Annotated in this window: 15 protein-coding genes; 6 read left to right on the top strand and 9 right to left on the bottom strand. The window is 65.2% G+C overall.

The window, feature by feature from the left end; all coding sequences use genetic code 11:
• Positions 1–16 precede the first annotated feature (16 nt).
• Together AC1C2O_RS14010 and AC1C2O_RS14015 are read right to left on the bottom strand one after the other, a co-directional pair.
• Entirely contained in the window at positions 17–832 is an 816-nt protein-coding gene (locus AC1C2O_RS14010; protein WP_495431051.1) for an ABC-2 transporter permease, read from the bottom strand.
• Positions 829–1,740, bottom strand: coding sequence for an ABC transporter ATP-binding protein (locus AC1C2O_RS14015; RefSeq protein WP_495431052.1), 912 nt, complete (start codon positions 1,738–1,740; stop codon positions 829–831). Before AC1C2O_RS14015 ends, AC1C2O_RS14010 begins: the two co-directional genes overlap by 4 nt.
• A gap of 232 nt (positions 1,741–1,972) precedes the next feature.
• Between AC1C2O_RS14015 and AC1C2O_RS14020 the strand changes: the two genes are divergently transcribed.
• From AC1C2O_RS14020 to AC1C2O_RS14045, 6 genes are read left to right on the top strand one after another with little or no spacing between them, the layout of a single operon-like run.
• Complete coding sequence (locus tag AC1C2O_RS14020; RefSeq protein ID WP_495431053.1) at positions 1,973–2,875, top strand: transporter substrate-binding domain-containing protein; 903 nt, start codon at positions 1,973–1,975, stop codon at positions 2,873–2,875.
• A 7-nt stretch (positions 2,876–2,882) separates the two neighbouring features.
• Complete coding sequence (locus AC1C2O_RS14025; protein WP_495431054.1) at positions 2,883–3,806, top strand: amino acid ABC transporter permease; 924 nt, start codon at positions 2,883–2,885, stop codon at positions 3,804–3,806.
• Complete coding sequence (locus tag AC1C2O_RS14030) at positions 3,803–4,729, top strand: amino acid ABC transporter ATP-binding protein (protein WP_495431055.1); 927 nt, start codon at positions 3,803–3,805, stop codon at positions 4,727–4,729. The genes AC1C2O_RS14025 and AC1C2O_RS14030 overlap by 4 nt, the downstream gene beginning before the upstream one ends.
• Positions 4,726–5,859, top strand: a complete 1,134-nt coding sequence (locus AC1C2O_RS14035) for a CapA family protein (protein ID WP_495431056.1) — start codon at positions 4,726–4,728, stop codon at positions 5,857–5,859. The genes AC1C2O_RS14030 and AC1C2O_RS14035 overlap by 4 nt, the downstream gene beginning before the upstream one ends.
• Complete coding sequence (locus tag AC1C2O_RS14040; RefSeq protein WP_495431057.1) at positions 5,852–6,904, top strand: 2-hydroxyacyl-CoA dehydratase; 1,053 nt, start codon at positions 5,852–5,854, stop codon at positions 6,902–6,904. The genes AC1C2O_RS14035 and AC1C2O_RS14040 overlap by 8 nt, the downstream gene beginning before the upstream one ends.
• Positions 6,901–8,157, top strand: a complete 1,257-nt coding sequence (locus AC1C2O_RS14045; protein WP_495431058.1) for a 2-hydroxyacyl-CoA dehydratase — start codon at positions 6,901–6,903, stop codon at positions 8,155–8,157. Before AC1C2O_RS14040 ends, AC1C2O_RS14045 begins: the two co-directional genes overlap by 4 nt.
• A gap of 45 nt (positions 8,158–8,202) precedes the next feature.
• On the opposite strand, the gene AC1C2O_RS14050 is transcribed toward AC1C2O_RS14045, so the two are convergent.
• The 7 genes from AC1C2O_RS14050 to AC1C2O_RS14080 all read right to left on the bottom strand — a co-directional run bounded on the left by AC1C2O_RS14050 (position 8,203) and on the right by AC1C2O_RS14080 (position 15,177).
• Entirely contained in the window at positions 8,203–8,736 is a 534-nt protein-coding gene (locus AC1C2O_RS14050; RefSeq protein WP_495431059.1) for a MarR family winged helix-turn-helix transcriptional regulator, read from the bottom strand.
• Positions 8,737–8,816: 80 nt separating this feature from the next.
• The gene (locus AC1C2O_RS14055) at positions 8,817–10,055 is read right to left on the bottom strand and encodes a CaiB/BaiF CoA transferase family protein (protein ID WP_495431060.1); all 1,239 of its coding nucleotides are present in this window, start codon (positions 10,053–10,055) and stop codon (positions 8,817–8,819) included.
• Positions 10,052–10,636, bottom strand: a complete 585-nt coding sequence (locus AC1C2O_RS14060; protein WP_495431061.1) for a MarR family winged helix-turn-helix transcriptional regulator — start codon at positions 10,634–10,636, stop codon at positions 10,052–10,054. Before AC1C2O_RS14060 ends, AC1C2O_RS14055 begins: the two co-directional genes overlap by 4 nt.
• Positions 10,633–11,505: an alpha/beta fold hydrolase gene (locus tag AC1C2O_RS14065; protein WP_495431062.1), complete on the bottom strand. Its 873-nt coding sequence runs from the start codon at positions 11,503–11,505 to the stop codon at positions 10,633–10,635. Before AC1C2O_RS14065 ends, AC1C2O_RS14060 begins: the two co-directional genes overlap by 4 nt.
• The gene (locus AC1C2O_RS14070; RefSeq protein WP_495431063.1) at positions 11,505–12,323 is read right to left on the bottom strand and encodes an ATP-binding cassette domain-containing protein; all 819 of its coding nucleotides are present in this window, start codon (positions 12,321–12,323) and stop codon (positions 11,505–11,507) included. Before AC1C2O_RS14070 ends, AC1C2O_RS14065 begins: the two co-directional genes overlap by 1 nt.
• Entirely contained in the window at positions 12,320–14,236 is a 1,917-nt protein-coding gene (locus AC1C2O_RS14075; protein WP_495431064.1) for a dipeptide/oligopeptide/nickel ABC transporter permease/ATP-binding protein, read from the bottom strand. The genes AC1C2O_RS14070 and AC1C2O_RS14075 overlap by 4 nt, the downstream gene beginning before the upstream one ends.
• Entirely contained in the window at positions 14,233–15,177 is a 945-nt protein-coding gene (locus tag AC1C2O_RS14080; RefSeq protein ID WP_495431065.1) for an ABC transporter permease, read from the bottom strand. Before AC1C2O_RS14080 ends, AC1C2O_RS14075 begins: the two co-directional genes overlap by 4 nt.
• Positions 15,178–15,187 lie beyond the last annotated feature (10 nt).

Raw genomic sequence — 15,187 nt, forward strand, 5'->3', positions numbered from 1 at the left:
ACTTGGCGTCGCGCTCTCACGCGTCGCGAGTGCGCAGCACCGCCCAGGCAGACAGCATTCCGGCGGCGACCCATGCGGTCAGCGTCAGGTATGCCTCTGCGACCGGCAGTCCCCAGCCGTCTTGCGGGAGGATCGCGCTCTGCGCAGCGGACATCGGCAGGTGACCGATGACGTCGCCGATCCACTGCCACTCCTCTCCTGGCATCGCGAAGATGCTTCCCACGATCGGGAGGACGAAGAGCAGTCCGACGGTCGCGGCGATCGCGCCGGCGCCGGAGCGAAGGATGAATCCGAATGCGACGCCGATCAGCGCGAACACGGCCATCGCAATGGATGAGGCGAGGATAGGCAGGATCGATTTGGCTGGGTCATCCCAGGCGAACGGCATGTCCCTGCCGGCGAAGATCGGCGTGACGGCAATCGCCGCAACGAGGAAGATCAGGAGTGACGCGCCGAACATGAACACCGCGACGACGATCGCCTTGGCAGCGAGAACCGACCCGCGTACCGGATCGGCTGCCAGCGTGGAGCGGATCATTCCGGTGGAGTATTCGCCGGTCACCGCGATGACTCCGAGGATGCCGGCGAGCAGCATCGTGAACTGGATTGGCGAGACTACTGCCTGGATGGGCTCAAATCCGGGCACATCCATGGCGAGTGCGACGAGGACGGCGATACCGATCGTCAGAACGGCGACGAGCCCGATCGACCACCAGGTCGAACGGAGCGTGGAGAGCTTGATCCATTCGCTGCGCACGGCGCGGAAGAACGTGAGACGGTACGGCGACGCCGTCCGCGTGCGCAGCGGTGCCGGAGCAGTGGCGGTGGTCATGAGATCTCCTTCGAGCGGTACTCGACCGATTCACCGGTGAGTGCGAGGTAGGCATCCTCGAGCGATCCGGTGGTCGGAGTCAACTCGTGGAGCGGGATGCCGCGGTCTGCGGCGATGTCACCGATGCGGGATGCCGCGAGCCCGACGACCTCAATCGTCTCGGGGCTCGTGCTGATGATCTCGATATCGGGACCGGCCACCGCGGCGGCGAGGTCAGAGGTGCGCGGGCTCCGCACCAGTACGGTGTTTCTCGTCCAGGCCCGGACGAGCTCTTCGAGTGGAGCATCCGCCAACACCTTCCCGCGGCCCATGACGATCACGTGATCGGCGGTCTGCGCCATCTCGCTCATCAGGTGGCTGGACAGCAGCACAGTGCGTCCCTCGGATGCCGCGTGGCGGACGAACTGACGCACCCAGCGCACGCCCTCAGGGTCGAGACCGTTTACTGGCTCGTCGAGGATCAGCGTGTGCGGGTCTCCGAGCAGGGCCGAGGCGATGCCGAGACGCTGGCCCATGCCGAGCGAGAACTTGCCGGCACGCTTTCGTGACACGGAGCCGATGCCGGCGAGGTCGATGACCTCGTCGACGCGCGACAGTGGGATGCCGTGGGTTGCGGCCATCGCGCGCAGATGGTTTCGCGCTGTGCGACCAGTGTGGACGGCTTTCGCGTCGAGCAGCACGCCGACCTCGGTGAGGGGTGCGCGCAGCTTGCGGTATTCCTGTCCGTTGACCGTCGCTCGTCCCGAGGTGGGGCGGTCGAGGCCGACGACCATGCGCATAGTGGTGGATTTGCCGGCACCGTTCGGGCCGAGGAATCCCGTGACGGTTCCTGGCTTGACGGTGAACGACACGTCCTGGACGGCTGTCTTGTCTCCGAACCTCTTCGTGAGGCCTTCTGCTGTGATCATGTCTTCGAAGTTACGGGGTGGATGCGTCCTGACGCGTCCACCTGTGGTGCCAAGTTGGGGGTGGGGCGGGTGGCACTGGGGGACCATACGCTTCATTTTCCCCATCCCGCCCGGAGCTGTCTTGCGCCATGCCAGAAAACAATAGTTGATTTCTTCAATCATCAAGTTTTATGATGGTTGAGCGGTGATCGCCCGGTCCCGCTCGTCCTGCACAACGATGTGGAGTCCATCAATGCGTACCAAGAGTGCATTCGCCCTTGTCCCGGTTCTGACGGTCGTGCTCCTCGCCGGCTGCACGTCGAGCCCCGCCCCTGAATCCGCGCCCGAAGAGACCGAAGCTTCGAACGAGGCTCCCCTGTATGACCAGTTGCCCGACGCGATCAAGGAAGCCGGCGTCATCACCATCGCAGGCGATACACACCCGCCCTACCGCACCATCGAGGAGGGCGGCGAGATCACCGGCATCGACCCCGACCTTCAGGCCGCTCTCTCTGAGCAGCTCGGTGTGCCGTTCAAGATCGAGACCGCGTCCGGCCTCGATGCGATGCTCACCGGCATGCTTTCCGGCCGCTACGACGCTTTCAACGGTCCGGTGCGCGTCACGCCCGAGCGACTGGAGCAGTTTGATGGCGTCGTTTGGATGACCACGCGCACCTCCTACCTCTTCCTGAGCGAGCGCGCCGACGAACTCGACGATCCCGAAGCAGTCTGCGGTGCTCGCATTGCAGGCGTGACAGGATCGGTCACCGAGAGTCAGATCGCGCGCTACAACGAGTGGTGCGAGGCCGAGGGGCTGGACCAGGCCGAGTTCATCGGCCTGGAGGACAGCAACGCGACGTTCCTCGCCGTCAACTCCGACCGTGCCGACTACGCGGGTACCACCCAGGCGTCCGCGATCGACTTCCTGGCCAGCGACCCCGATCGCTACGGCTACATCGTCCAGTCCGATGAGCAGGGTGCCGGCATCGACCAGCTCGCGATGTTCCTGCCGAAGGACAGCGGGCTTGCCGAACCCATGCTCGCGGCCTTCGAGGCCATCTTCGACAACGGCGAGTACGACCGCATCATGCAGGAGTGGGGCATCGAAGATGCCGCCGTCGAGGCTCCTGCGCTGAACCCCGACCTTTCGAAGTGAGTTCCTCATGACCGACCTCATCACGCAGCCAGTGCGCTCGCCACGAGCCGGCGGTGAGCCGGATGCCGCCGACGCGCGCGCGCGGATTCAGCCGTGGCGCGTCGTAGTCGGCATCCTGCTAGTGATCGTCGTCGCCCAGATCGCCGTCTTCCTCGCCACGAACGAGCGATTCGAATGGCCGGTTGTCGCGGAGTACCTGTTCAACCCGAGTGTGCTGATGGGCCTGGGCATGTCGATCATGCTCACGATTGTTGGGATGGTGCTTGGCTCAGTGCTGGGCACCGGGCTCGCTGCCGGCCAGCTGAGCGAGTTCATGCCGCTGCGGTGGGCGTGCATCGTTTTCGTCGGCATCTTCCGTGGGGTACCGCCGCTCGTACAGCTCATCTTCTGGTACAACCTCGCGTACCTGCTGCCACGGTTGTCGGTGGGCGTGCCGTTCGGGCCGGAGCTGTTCAGCTGGTCCACGAACGACCTGATCACCCCCCTCACCGCGGCCATCATCGGACTCTCTCTGCACGAGGCGGCCTACATGGCCGAGATCATTCGCGCCGGCATCCTTTCGGTCGATTCAGGGCAGCGGGATGCTTCCGCGGCGATGGGGTTCAGCCGCTGGCACTCGTTCACCCGCGTGGTGCTGCCACAGGCCATGCGCGTGATCATCCCGCCGACCGGATCCCAGGTGATCGCCCTCCTGAAGGGCACGTCATTGGTGAGCGTGATCGCGATGGGTGACCTCTTGCATTCGGTGCAGGTGATCTACAACCGCACCTACGAAGTCGTGCCGATGCTGATCGTCGCTGTGATCTGGTACCTCGTGATTGTGACTGCTCTGACTGTGGTGCAGCGCCGCGTCGAACGACGATTCAGTCGCGGGATGTCACGCACCACAGCAACACGACGGGTAGTGGCACGAGCGGAGGTAGCGGCATGACCGCGATTGAGGATGTGACGGCATCGGATTCTTCGGGACACCGGGGATCGGAGTCGGTGCTGCGCGTCACTGGGCTGCGCAAGTACTACGGCGACCTCCTTGCTCTGGACGGAGTCGATCTGGAGGTGCAGGCCTCCGAAGTCGTGGCGGTGCTCGGCCCGTCCGGCTCTGGCAAGTCGACGCTCGTGCGCTGCATCGATCAGCTTGAGACCATCGACGGCGGGGCGATGTACCTCGACGGTGAACTGCTCGGTTATGAGGAGCACAACGGACGCCTGCGCACGTTGCGAGACACCGATGTACAACGCCAGCGCAGACGTATGGGCATGGTGTTTCAACAGTTCAATCTCTTTCCGCACTGGACCGTGCTGCGCAACATCACCGAGGCTCCGATCAAGGTGCATGGCATGGCTCCGGCTGACGCTCGCGCGCGGGCGATGGAGCTGCTGGATCGCGTCGGACTCGCCGACAAGGCCGAGGTGCACCCGCGGCAGCTCTCCGGCGGACAGCAGCAGCGCGTCGCAATTGCACGTGCGGTCGCTGCACGCCCGCGCATCCTGCTCTTCGATGAGCCGACCAGCTCCCTCGACCCGGAACTCGTCGACGAGGTGCTGCAGGTGATGAAGGACCTCGCCGAGTTCGGAATGACGATGATCGTCGTCACGCACGAGCTCGAGTTCGCCCGAAACGTCGCTGACCGGTGCGTGTTCATGGCCGAGGGGCAAGTGCTCGAAGACCGGCCGTCGGCGGAGTTCTTCGACAACCCGAGATCCACGCGGCTGCGCGCGTTCCTGACGCGCACATCCGGCGGTCCGCGGGCGGATGCTGCGCCTGCGGATGCTGCGCCTGCGGATGCCGCGCCTGCGGATGCTGCGCCTGCGGATGCCGCACCAGAGAACGCTGTGCCCGAGGAGATCGCATGATCACCGTCCACGCCGTCGGCGACCTCGTGCTCGAGCGTCCCGATTCCTGGCCGCTGCTCGAGCCCGCGGCATCCGTCCTGCGATCCGCTGACCTCGTGATCGGCCACCTGGAGATTCCGCACCTCGCGGAGGGAACTGCGCACACGGTGCACTCCACGGATGTGCCGGCGATCCCCGGCACACCCGGGGCGCTCGATGGTCTGGCACAGGCGGGATTCACCATGCTTACTCTCGCCGGAAATCACATCTACGACTTCGGTCCCGAGGGCATCCGCGAGACGCGCGAGCATTGCGCCGCGCGAGGTCTGCAGACGGCAGGCGTCGGGGAGACACTCGATGAGGCCCTGGAGCCAATGGTCACTGATGTGGATGGCACACGGATCGCGGTCTTGAGCATCAACTGCGTCGGGCCTCGGGAGACCTGGGCGTCGTCGCTGAAACCCGGCGCAGCGTATATCGAGGTGACCACTCACTATGAGGCGCGTGGAGCGAACCCTGGCGGGCCGCCGCGCGTCCACACCTACGCAGAACCGATCAGCCTCGAGCGTGTGCTGCAGGCGGTGCGTCGGACCCGCAAGGCGGCGGACGTCGTGATCGTCGCTCTCCACAAGGGGCTCGTGCACACGCCGATCGATCTCGCCGACTATGAGCGTGAGATCTCCCATGCGGTGATCGACGCGGGCGCTCACGCGGTGATCGGGCACCATGCGCACATCATGAGGGGCGTCGAGTTCTACCGGGACCGCCCTATCCTGCACGGCATGGGTAACTTCGCCACTGTCACCCGCGCCCTGTCTGCGCGTCAGGGCGACGCCCCGGAACGGGCCGTGTGGGCGCGACAGCGGCGGAGACTGTTCGGATTCGACCCCGACCCTGAGATGCCCGACTATCCGTTCCATCCCGAGAGCCGCAACACGGCGATCGCGGTGCTCGAGATATCCGATGACCGCATTGAGGCGGCACTCATCCCGTGCTGGATCGACGACGATGCCCGACCCCTGCCGGTCGGGAGGGACGAACGCGGCGAGTCGGTTGCCGAGTACCTTCGAAAGATCACCACGGAAGCCGGTTTCTCCACTCGTCTCGTGTGGGATGGCGACCGCCTCGTCGCGAGGAGTGAAGATGAGTGACATGAGAGTGACCACTGCTGTCGTCGGTATCGTCGGCAATGACGTCCCCCGCCAGCTCCTACTTGCCGCGGGCGCTCTCCCGTATCGGCTGACCGGCTCGTGGGAGGGGGAACTGGACGCCCAGGCATCCGACCTACTCGGCGCTGCGGATGCCGTGACCGTCCGCATCCTCTCCAGACTGCTCGCGCAGCGTGACGATCTCGATGCACTCATCATCTGCAACGACAACCAGTCGCACCTGCGGCTGTTCTACGCGCTGCGCGCCATCGGCGGCGATCTGCCGCTGCACCTGCTCGACGTCCCCGCGGGAGGGTCGGCCCCGGCGCGCAGGTTCGCCGAGGGACAATATCGCGCGCTCATCGACTTCTGTGCCCTGATCACTGGGCTGAGACCAGATGCGCAGTCGCTGCGAGCGGCTGCTGCCGACGAGCAGTCGCTGGGTGAATCGCTCGCTCGTCTCCGCGACGCTCGACGGGCCACACCATCACGATGCTCTGGATCACGAGCACTGGATGGCTACTTGGCTGCATCCCGTCTGCATCCGGTCGACGCGGTCGCCGAGGTCGACGCAGCCTGCGTCGGCGGTCCGGTGACGGGCACCCGCGTGCACATCACGGGCTCGAGTCATCCAGATGCGCGCGTGTATCGCGAGCTCGAGGAGCAAGAGTGCACAGTCGTTGGTGAGGACCACGACACCGGCGATCGCGCGTGGCTTGGCGAGGCGATCCTCGCCGACAGTGTCGATGACGTGATCACAGGTCTGGTCCAATCTCATTTCGCCCGGGTGGCGGCATCGTCCTCAGCCTTTAGCGCCGAGCGTGCCGACCTCACGGCGACGATGGCAGTGCGAGAGGGCGCCGACGTCGTGGCGGCCTTCATCCGAGAACTTGACGAGGCCCCGCTCTGGGACCTCTCCGACCAGGCGGCGGCGCTCGATGCACGTCACCTGCCGCTGCGGACCCGCAGCCACGTCGGACCGCGCGAAGTGAGCTCGGCCGCGCGTGAACTCGCAGCCGAGATCACCGGGAAGGCGTCGAAAGAATGACTGTCGAACTGAACGCCTCCCGGTTGGAGAGTGCGGCGGCGGCCATCGCCTATCAGCGCGACTGGTTCCATGGCCTTCACGCCCGCACCCAGGCGGGAGAACCGCTCGTTTTGGCGAACGCGGATGCCCCACATGAACTGCTGCGCGCGATGGACATTCCCTACGTCGTGAACCAATGGTGGTCATCGATCATCGCGGCCAAGCGCACCGCTCCTGCCGCCTTGGCGGCGATAGCGGCCGCGGGGCTCCCCGACGACAGCCGTCAGTATGACGTGCTCCCGCTCGGCGCGCAGGACCTCACGCCCGAGGAAGCCCCTTGGGGTGGCCTTCCGGAGCCGCGTTTCGCGATCAGTGAACGCAGCGGAGATGTGACTCACAAGATCTTCGAGCGATGGGCGCGTCGATCCGGCACGGAGACCTTCCTGCTGTCACGCACCGCGGCGGTCCCCGCACCCGAAAACTGGTGGGAGAGCGTTCCGAACCAGTGGGAGAGGGTGTTCGGCTCCGAGCGCATCGATCTGCTGCAGGGAGAGATCCAGGAGCTTATCCACTGGCTGGAAGCGCGCACCGGCCGGGTACTTGACCTTGACCGACTCGCGGAAGTCATGACGCTGGCCAACGATCAGGCGGAATGGAATCGGCGCACGCGCGATCTGCTCGCAACGGCGAGGCCGATGCCCGTTGCGGTCAACGACATCATCCCCGCCGTGATGGTGCCGCAGTGGCATCGAGGTACGCAATGGGCCGCGGATGCCGCGCACCGGCTCCATGATGAGGTCGCGGAACGCATCGGGCAGGGGCGAGCGGTCCACGATGGCGAACGGCTCAGACTGATGTGGATCGGCCGGGGTCTGTGGGCTGATCTGGACCTCTACAAGTCGTTCCAGGAAGAGTTCGACGCCGTCTTCGTGTGGTCGATGTACCTTGCGATCGCCGCCGACGGGTACGTCCGATACGGGTCTGACCCGGTGCGTGCGCTCGCCGCACGCTTCGTGGGTTTGACAGACCTGCTGTATGTGCCGCCGATGTCCTCGTCCTGGTACGCGAAGGAGGCGCTCACGCACGGTGTCGATGGGGTCGTGCATCTGGTGGCCGACGACACTCCGGGGGCCGCGCTGATCTCTGCCGCTCTCGAAAAGCAGGGAATCCCGGTGCTCGACATCCGCGGAAGCAACGCGGATCCGCGCGCGACGGGCGAGCTACGCGTCCAGATCGCGGAATTCCTCCGGGAGCGCGTGCAGCCGACGAGATGACGCCTCGGATGGCCGCGGCGAGAGTCGCGCGGTCAGCGCTGATCGCTACGACGCAGCAATTCCACCGCGAGGCCGTCGACGACGTGCTGCGACAGCGGCAGTCTCGGCCTGCTTGTCACCGAAGTATCCACCGGCGAGGACATCGGCTGCGCGGTCGAGGATCTCGGTGAGAGTGGCCGTCGCATCGATGTCGATCTCGCCCGTGAGGCGTTCCTCGCGTTCGAGGATCTCGGATTCGCATTCTCCGAGGAGCCGCCAACCTTCTGAGCTGAGCTGCAGCAGTCGCACACGTCGGTTCGTGGAGTGGTCGATGCGCTCGACAAGGCCGGTGTCGAGCAATTCGGTCACGACCACATGGGCGGCTTGTGAGCTCACGAAAGTGCGCCGAGCCACATCTGCGTTAGACACCGGCAATCCTTCGCCGAGCACCTGGAGGATGAACAACTGGGGGAGTGTGATGCCCCTGGCGAGAGCCGTATTCTCGGCCGCACGGTTCAATGCTCTGGCGAAGCGGTACGCGGTGTAGCTCAGGAAGGCCGTGGCCGGCGTTCCTCGAGGATCTCGTATCTGCTCCGGCACGTTTCCAGACTATGCCTGCGGGGTGCCGGCGGTGCGCCGACACCCTCGCGTGGAGGATGCCGCAGTTCGCGGCACCCGTCTCAGATGACCTGCGACTCCTCCAACTCGGCGATCCGCTCCCCTGGATACCCGAGGAGGTCGGACAAGACTTCCCTCGTGTCGGCTCCCAAGGCGTGGGCAGGATTGTCGAGCCCGACCGCGCTGCGACTGAAGGTGATGGGCACTCCGGTGCCCCACAATTCGGCGTCAACATCGAAACGAGGATGCTGGATGCGCACCACCTCACCGCGAGCCTGCACCCGTGGGTCCCGCACCGCATCCGCGAGGGTGCGCACGGGCGCCGAGGGCACGCCATTTGCTTCGAATGCCGCTACGGCCGCGGCGACAGTCCGCCGTCCTGCCCAGTCAGACATTCGCTGGTGCAGATCATCGGCGTTTCTCACGCGCGCGTCGCGGCCAGCGAAACGCGGATCATCCGCGAGCTCGGGCTCTTCGATAGCTCGGAACACCCCTGCAGCGAACGCGTCGGTCGGTCCGCAGACCGCGAACCAGCCGTCTTCCGCGCGGAACGTGCCGAACGGCGCCAACCGGGGAACATAGTCGCCGGTCCTGGTCGGGTAGCCCAACTCCTCGAAAGCGTCGAACGGCTCGCAGGCGACGAGGGATGTCATCGCGCCCAGCATCGATACGTCGACGTGCTGTCCTTTGCCGCTGGTCACTGCCTCAAGCAGCGCCGAGACCGTGCCGATTACGGCGAATAGCGGAGCGGACAGGTCGGCGATGGGCAGCCCGAAACGCACCGGGCTGTCGCCGGGGTCGCCGGCGGTCATCATGACCCCGCTCAGCGCCTGCACGATGGTGTCCATCGCTTTCGCTCCACCGGTCTCGTCGGAGCCGAATCCCGTGATGGAGGTGTACACGAGTTTGGGGTTCGCTTCACGCACTGATTCGTAGTCGATTCCGAGTCGGCGCGTCACGCCGGCGCTGAAGTTCTCTACCAGAACGTCAGCATGACTGATGAGATCCAGCAGCACCTCACGTCCCTCCGGCGTCTTCAGATCCAGGGAAATGCTCTCCTTGTTCCTGCCGCGCAGGAGCATCGACACTGACATGTCGTCGTCGCCCGACTTGACGGGCGAGAGCCCCTCGGCGGTGACGTACGGGGAGTTGGTGCGAGAACTGTCGCCGCCTCGGTGGGGATTTTCCACCTTGATCACCCGTGCTCCGAGCCCACCCAGCATGAGAGTCGCATACGGTCCTGCCAGGGCCGTGGTGAGGTCGATGACGACTCGTCCCTGCAGTGGAGCACTGGCGGTCATGTGATCTTCTTTCTATCGATGGGTGAAGGCATGGGATGCGCGTCCGGTGTGCGCGCGAGTGTGCTCCGAGATGGTCGACTGACCGCCGCCACCGCAGCTTCGAAGTCGCCAAACCAACCGCCGAGCAGGGTTTCGGCCAGAATCTCCAGAACCTGCGGCAGCCGCTCGCGGTCGGCATCGGGAAGAGCAGACATCGCCCTGTCCTGCATGCTGTGCAGGGCGTTTCGAGCGGTATCGAGCATTGCCCAGCCGGCATTCGTGAGGCACGCCAGCTTCACGCGCCCGTCGGTCGGATGACGCACGGTCTCGACCAGCTCACGCGAGATGAGCGTGGAAACGACCTGATGGCTGGATTGCGGAGTGACGAATGCTCGACGTGCAAGCTGCGCCGATGACAGAGGAACCCCTTCTGCGAGAACGAGGAGGACGTTAAACTCGGCCAGCGTGACGCCGTGCTGCCATGCGATATCGTCCACGGCGCGGTTCATCGATCGCGAGAGCCGATTGAGGATGTAGTACAGCTCATCCGTGGCAAGAGTGCCGCTGTGCTCTCTCTGGCTGTCGGTTTCGTTCTCGTTCATGATGCGAACGTTTCCGATACGATTCCGTCGCGCGGCTCGGCGGCGTTGTCGAGCTCTGCGAGGAAGAGTGCGACCTCTCGTGCGAGGCGCGCGGGACTCTCGCCCGCGATCATGTGCCCCTCGTCCTCCCACAGCACCGTCTTCGCGCCACGTACATTCATTGCGGCACGCAGGCTGGCCTGCGGGCTGATCACGCCATCGCGCATCGCGCCGAGGATCAAAACCGGGACCCGGATGGACCGGAAGATCTCGGCAAGCTGTTCGTCGGTGGTCGCCTCCGGGAATGGCTTGCCCTGGTTGATCTGGGCTTCCTCCTCGGATTGCGCGGCGAAGTTGCTGATCACACGGCGGTACATGTTCTCGCGGGCTGCGAGGCGGGCCGGGTCATCCGACCACCCCGCAAGGATCTCGAACTGCGCGCGAACGACATCCGGATCCCTGCGGCCGGCGATGATCTTCGCCCGCCCCGCAGAGCTGGAGGTTCCTCCGACTCGATCGTGCGGTGCCCCGACGACCGAGACCAGCGCGAGAAGCCGTTCGGGATGCCGCCTGGCGAGATGCCACCCGATGCCCGCCCCGTGTGAGACGCCGGTGTAGACGAACTTCTCGATGCCAAGCTGATCCGCCACTCTGCAGACGTCATCGGCCCAGGTGTCGAGCCAGCCGGCCGCCGGAGCATCCGTTAGATGGGTGGATCGCCCCCAACCGCGCGCCTGGATCTGGTACAGGGGGTTCCCGAGGGGGGCACGGGAGAGAATCTCGGGATAGCCGCCTGATTCAAATGAGGAGGCGCTGGAGAAGATCGGCACACCGGTGCCACTGAATTCGTCGTACCACAGGGACACGTCGTCAATAGATATGTAGGACATCAGCCCACCTCTTTCTGCATCGCGGAGTCATTGCTTGTGTCGGTGCGCTCAGTGCTGGGCACGGAGGCCAGAAGGGTTCGCGTGTAGTCCTCGCGGGGCGCGTCGAAGAGCCGCTCGGTCGGTCCGGCCTCGACAATTTCGCCGGAGCGGAGCACCACGATGTCGTCCGAGATCTGACGCACGATCGTGAGGTCGTGGGAGATGAACAGAAGACTCAATCCGAACTCGCGCTGCAGCGAAGTGAGCAGGTTCATAACATCCGCCTGCACCGATAAATCGAGCGCACTCACCGGCTCGTCGCACACGATGAACTCGGGGTTCGTCATGAGAGCGCGAGCGATCGCAATGCGCTGACGCTGCCCGCCGGAGAACTGAGCCGGGAAGCGGGCGAGTGCGCTTTCGTCGAGACCGACCTTGCGGACCAGTTCTCGCGCCCGCTCGAGAGCTGCACCGGCCGTCATCCCGTGGAAACGGGCGGGCTCGATGAGGCTGTACCCGATAGTCCGCAACGGGTCGAGCGAGCTGTACGGATCCTGGAAGATCACCTGGCGCACCTTGCCGAGCTCACGCCGCTGCCTCGATGTCAGATCGCGAATCGGGTTGCCTAGGAAGCGGATTTCACCGGCCGAAAGTGGCACGAGACCGAGAACGGCCATGCCGATGGTGGTCTTACCCGAGCCGGACTCGCCCACGAGGCCTAGGGTCCTGCCCCGCGCGACGGCGAAGTCGACGCCCGTCACCGCTCGAGACCGGTTTCTTCCGGATCCGTAGTCCACGGCGATGCCTCGGACCTCCAGCACTGGAGCCTCGACGCTCATACGTTCGCCCCCTCGAGAAGCGCATCGACGCGGATGCAACGGCTCGCGCGGTCCTCGCCCGCATCGACGAGCGCTATTGCCGTCTCGGAGCATTCCGGCTGCGCGAATTTGCAGCGAGCGGCGAACCGGCAGCCGCCCGGCCAGGACCCCGGCGGCGGCACTATTCCACCGATCGTGGGGAGGATGTCACCGCGGCGAGCACCGTGCGGGTCGGAGGCCAACAGTCCGCGCGTATAGGGGTGGCGGGGCGAGCTGATCAGCTCGACAACTTCGGCTTCTTCGACCACCTGTCCGGCGTACATGACGAGGGTGCGATCGCATGTCCCGGCGACCACTCCCCAGTCATGAGTGACGAGGATGATGGCCATCCCCGTGTCGTCGCGGATGCTTTTGAGCAGGTTCAGGATCTCCGCTTGTACGGTGACGTCCAATGCGGTAGTTGGCTCGTCCGCGATGAGCACACGAGGGCGTCCGGCGAGCGCCTTGGCGATGACGACGCGCTGTGCCATCCCGCCGGAGATCTGGTGCGGGTAGCTGCGGTAGACGCGGCCAGGATCGGAGAGCCGCATGTCGGCGAGCAGTTCCATCGCGCGATGCTTCGCTTGACGACGAGAGCATTGATCGTGAAGTCGCACGACCTCGACGAGTTGGTAGCCGATCGTGAACGATGGGTCCAGCGCGATGAGCGGTTCCTGCGAGATGTACGCGATTCCGTTGCCGCGCACATCTTTCATCGCCTTGGTATCACGAGAGATCTCGCGTCCCTCGAAAGTGATCGAGCCAGCACTCACACGGCCGCCGCGTCCGAGTAGACCGATCGTCGCGAGGGCGGTCACGGTCTTTCCGCTGCCAGATTCTCCGACGATCCCGAGGATCTCCCCGGGAATGACATCGAAGGAGACGCGGTCGACAACGGTGAGCGGGTCGCCAGCGCCGAACGTCACACTCAGGCCGTCGACGTTCAGGAGTGCTCCCTCTCGTCGCTCGCGGTGCTCGTCAGGGGTGTCGACCGTGGAGGACGGGGCCGAGACTCGACCTGCCCGCGCCGGCACCGGCCGCACCTGTACCTGCTCGGCCGCGGCATCCCGCAGGGCATCGCCCAGTAGGCCGAAGGCGAGCGTCGCCAGGACGATGACGCCACCCGTCGGGATGAACATCCACGGGAAGGACTGGATCGCCGATGCCGCCTCCGCGACCATCCCACCCCACGTCGGGGCTGGCGGCGGCGGGCCGAACGCGAGGAAGGAGAGTCCGGTCTGGATCCCCAGGGTCGCGGCTCCGAAGAGCGAGGCCTGCACCAGGATTGTGCCGCGCGCCTGCGGCAGCACATGGCGCAGGAGGATCAGCCGTGTCGGCAGCCCCGTGACGGCGGCGGCCTGCACGAAAGGCTCTTGCCGCAGTGCCAGTACGGCGCTGCGGAACACCCGAGTGAAGGCCGCCGATGCGAGCACACCGACCGTCACCATGGCCGCGAGCATGCTGTTGCTGAAGATGGCCAGTGACGCCAACGTAATGAGGATGCCGGGGATTGACATAACGATGTCGATGACCGAGAGCACCGCCCGGTCGAACGCCCCGCGGAGATACGCCGCGAGGATGCCGACTGGCACGGAGATGATCAACATCACTCCGAGGCCTTCGGCGACGCCGATCAGGGAGTCTCTTCCGCCGTACATGATTCGGGTCAGCAGGTCGCGCCCGAGAAGGTCTGTGCCAAGCCAGTGCGCGACGGACGGCCCTTGGCGGGCGATCGTCATGTCTTGAGCGATCGGATCGTACGGTGCGAGCCAAGGTGCGAAGACCGCCGCGAGGATGAGTACCGCGATGATGGCGGCAGAGGTGACGCCCAGAGGCTTGCGCAGCAGCGCCCGGGTCAGCGACGCGGAGCGCACGGGAGAGGTCGGAGGCTTCATCGGCTCTGTCGGACTTTCGGATTGAGGGAGACGTACGCGATGTCGACGACGAGGTTGATCACGATGACGATCGCCGTGAAAGCGACGCCGACACCGAGGATGACGGGAAGATCCTGTCGCGCGGCAGCAGAGGTGACGAGGCTGCCCAGGCCAGGGAGGACGAAGACGTTCTCGATGAAGACCGCACCACTCAGGGCGCCGACCGCCATGAGGCCGATCAGCGTCGTGGTCGGAATGGAGGCATTGCGCACGACGTGCAGCAGCACAATCCGCGGTTCCGACACCCCGGTGGACCGAAGGACTCTCACGTAGTCGCGATCAAGCTCTTTGCGCACCGAATCGCGCATCTGCTTCGCGATGACGGTGATTCCACTCAGCGACATCGCCGCGACAGGCAAAACGAGGGAGTGCAGCCAGGGACCCACTCCGGCGGCCGGTGGCACGTACCCGGTTGCCGGAAACATGCGCAGTCCCACGGCGAAGATGCCGACGAGCACGATGGCGATCCAAAAGCTCGGAAGGGCGAAGCCGACCAGGGACAGCGCATCGATGCTTCGTCCGACCCATCCTTCGCGGAGGGCGCTGGCGAGTCCGATCAGCACGCCCAGCACGGCGATCGAGATCGTCGATCCGACCATGAGTGAGAACGTGAGGCCCATCCGCGCGCCCAACAGCTTGGTCACGGGTTCACCGCTGTAGATCGACGTCCCTAGATCGCCTTGGACGAGTCCGACGGCCCAGTTCGCGTACTGCGTCCACAGCGGCTGATCGAGACCCATCTGCTCACGGAGGTAGGCGATGGACTCTGGTGTGGCGTTTTCGCCCAGGATCGCCAGGGCCGCATCGCCGGGAACCAACGACATCAGCACGAAGATCGTTGCCGTCGACACCAGGATCAGCACGATCGACATCAGCAGCCGTCGAATGATCATCATTGTCATGTCGTCACCC

The organism is Microbacterium sp. Y355, from assembly GCF_059445345.1.

Coding starts and splice junctions, on each gene's coding strand:
- AC1C2O_RS14010 (WP_495431051.1), bottom strand. CDS start 832: ATGACCACCGCCACTGCTCCGGCACCGCTGCGCACGCGGACGGCGTCG.
- AC1C2O_RS14015 (WP_495431052.1), bottom strand. CDS start 1,740: ATGATCACAGCAGAAGGCCTCACGAAGAGGTTCGGAGACAAGACAGCC.
- AC1C2O_RS14020 (WP_495431053.1), top strand. CDS start 1,973: ATGCGTACCAAGAGTGCATTCGCCCTTGTCCCGGTTCTGACGGTCGTG.
- AC1C2O_RS14025 (WP_495431054.1), top strand. CDS start 2,883: ATGACCGACCTCATCACGCAGCCAGTGCGCTCGCCACGAGCCGGCGGT.
- AC1C2O_RS14030 (WP_495431055.1), top strand. CDS start 3,803: ATGACCGCGATTGAGGATGTGACGGCATCGGATTCTTCGGGACACCGG.
- AC1C2O_RS14035 (WP_495431056.1), top strand. CDS start 4,726: ATGATCACCGTCCACGCCGTCGGCGACCTCGTGCTCGAGCGTCCCGAT.
- AC1C2O_RS14040 (WP_495431057.1), top strand. CDS start 5,852: ATGAGTGACATGAGAGTGACCACTGCTGTCGTCGGTATCGTCGGCAAT.
- AC1C2O_RS14045 (WP_495431058.1), top strand. CDS start 6,901: ATGACTGTCGAACTGAACGCCTCCCGGTTGGAGAGTGCGGCGGCGGCC.
- AC1C2O_RS14055 (WP_495431060.1), bottom strand. CDS start 10,055: ATGACCGCCAGTGCTCCACTGCAGGGACGAGTCGTCATCGACCTCACC.
- AC1C2O_RS14060 (WP_495431061.1), bottom strand. CDS start 10,636: ATGAACGAGAACGAAACCGACAGCCAGAGAGAGCACAGCGGCACTCTT.
- AC1C2O_RS14065 (WP_495431062.1), bottom strand. CDS start 11,505: ATGTCCTACATATCTATTGACGACGTGTCCCTGTGGTACGACGAATTC.
- AC1C2O_RS14070 (WP_495431063.1), bottom strand. CDS start 12,323: ATGAGCGTCGAGGCTCCAGTGCTGGAGGTCCGAGGCATCGCCGTGGAC.
- AC1C2O_RS14075 (WP_495431064.1), bottom strand. CDS start 14,236: ATGAAGCCTCCGACCTCTCCCGTGCGCTCCGCGTCGCTGACCCGGGCG.
- AC1C2O_RS14080 (WP_495431065.1), bottom strand. CDS start 15,177: ATGACAATGATGATCATTCGACGGCTGCTGATGTCGATCGTGCTGATC.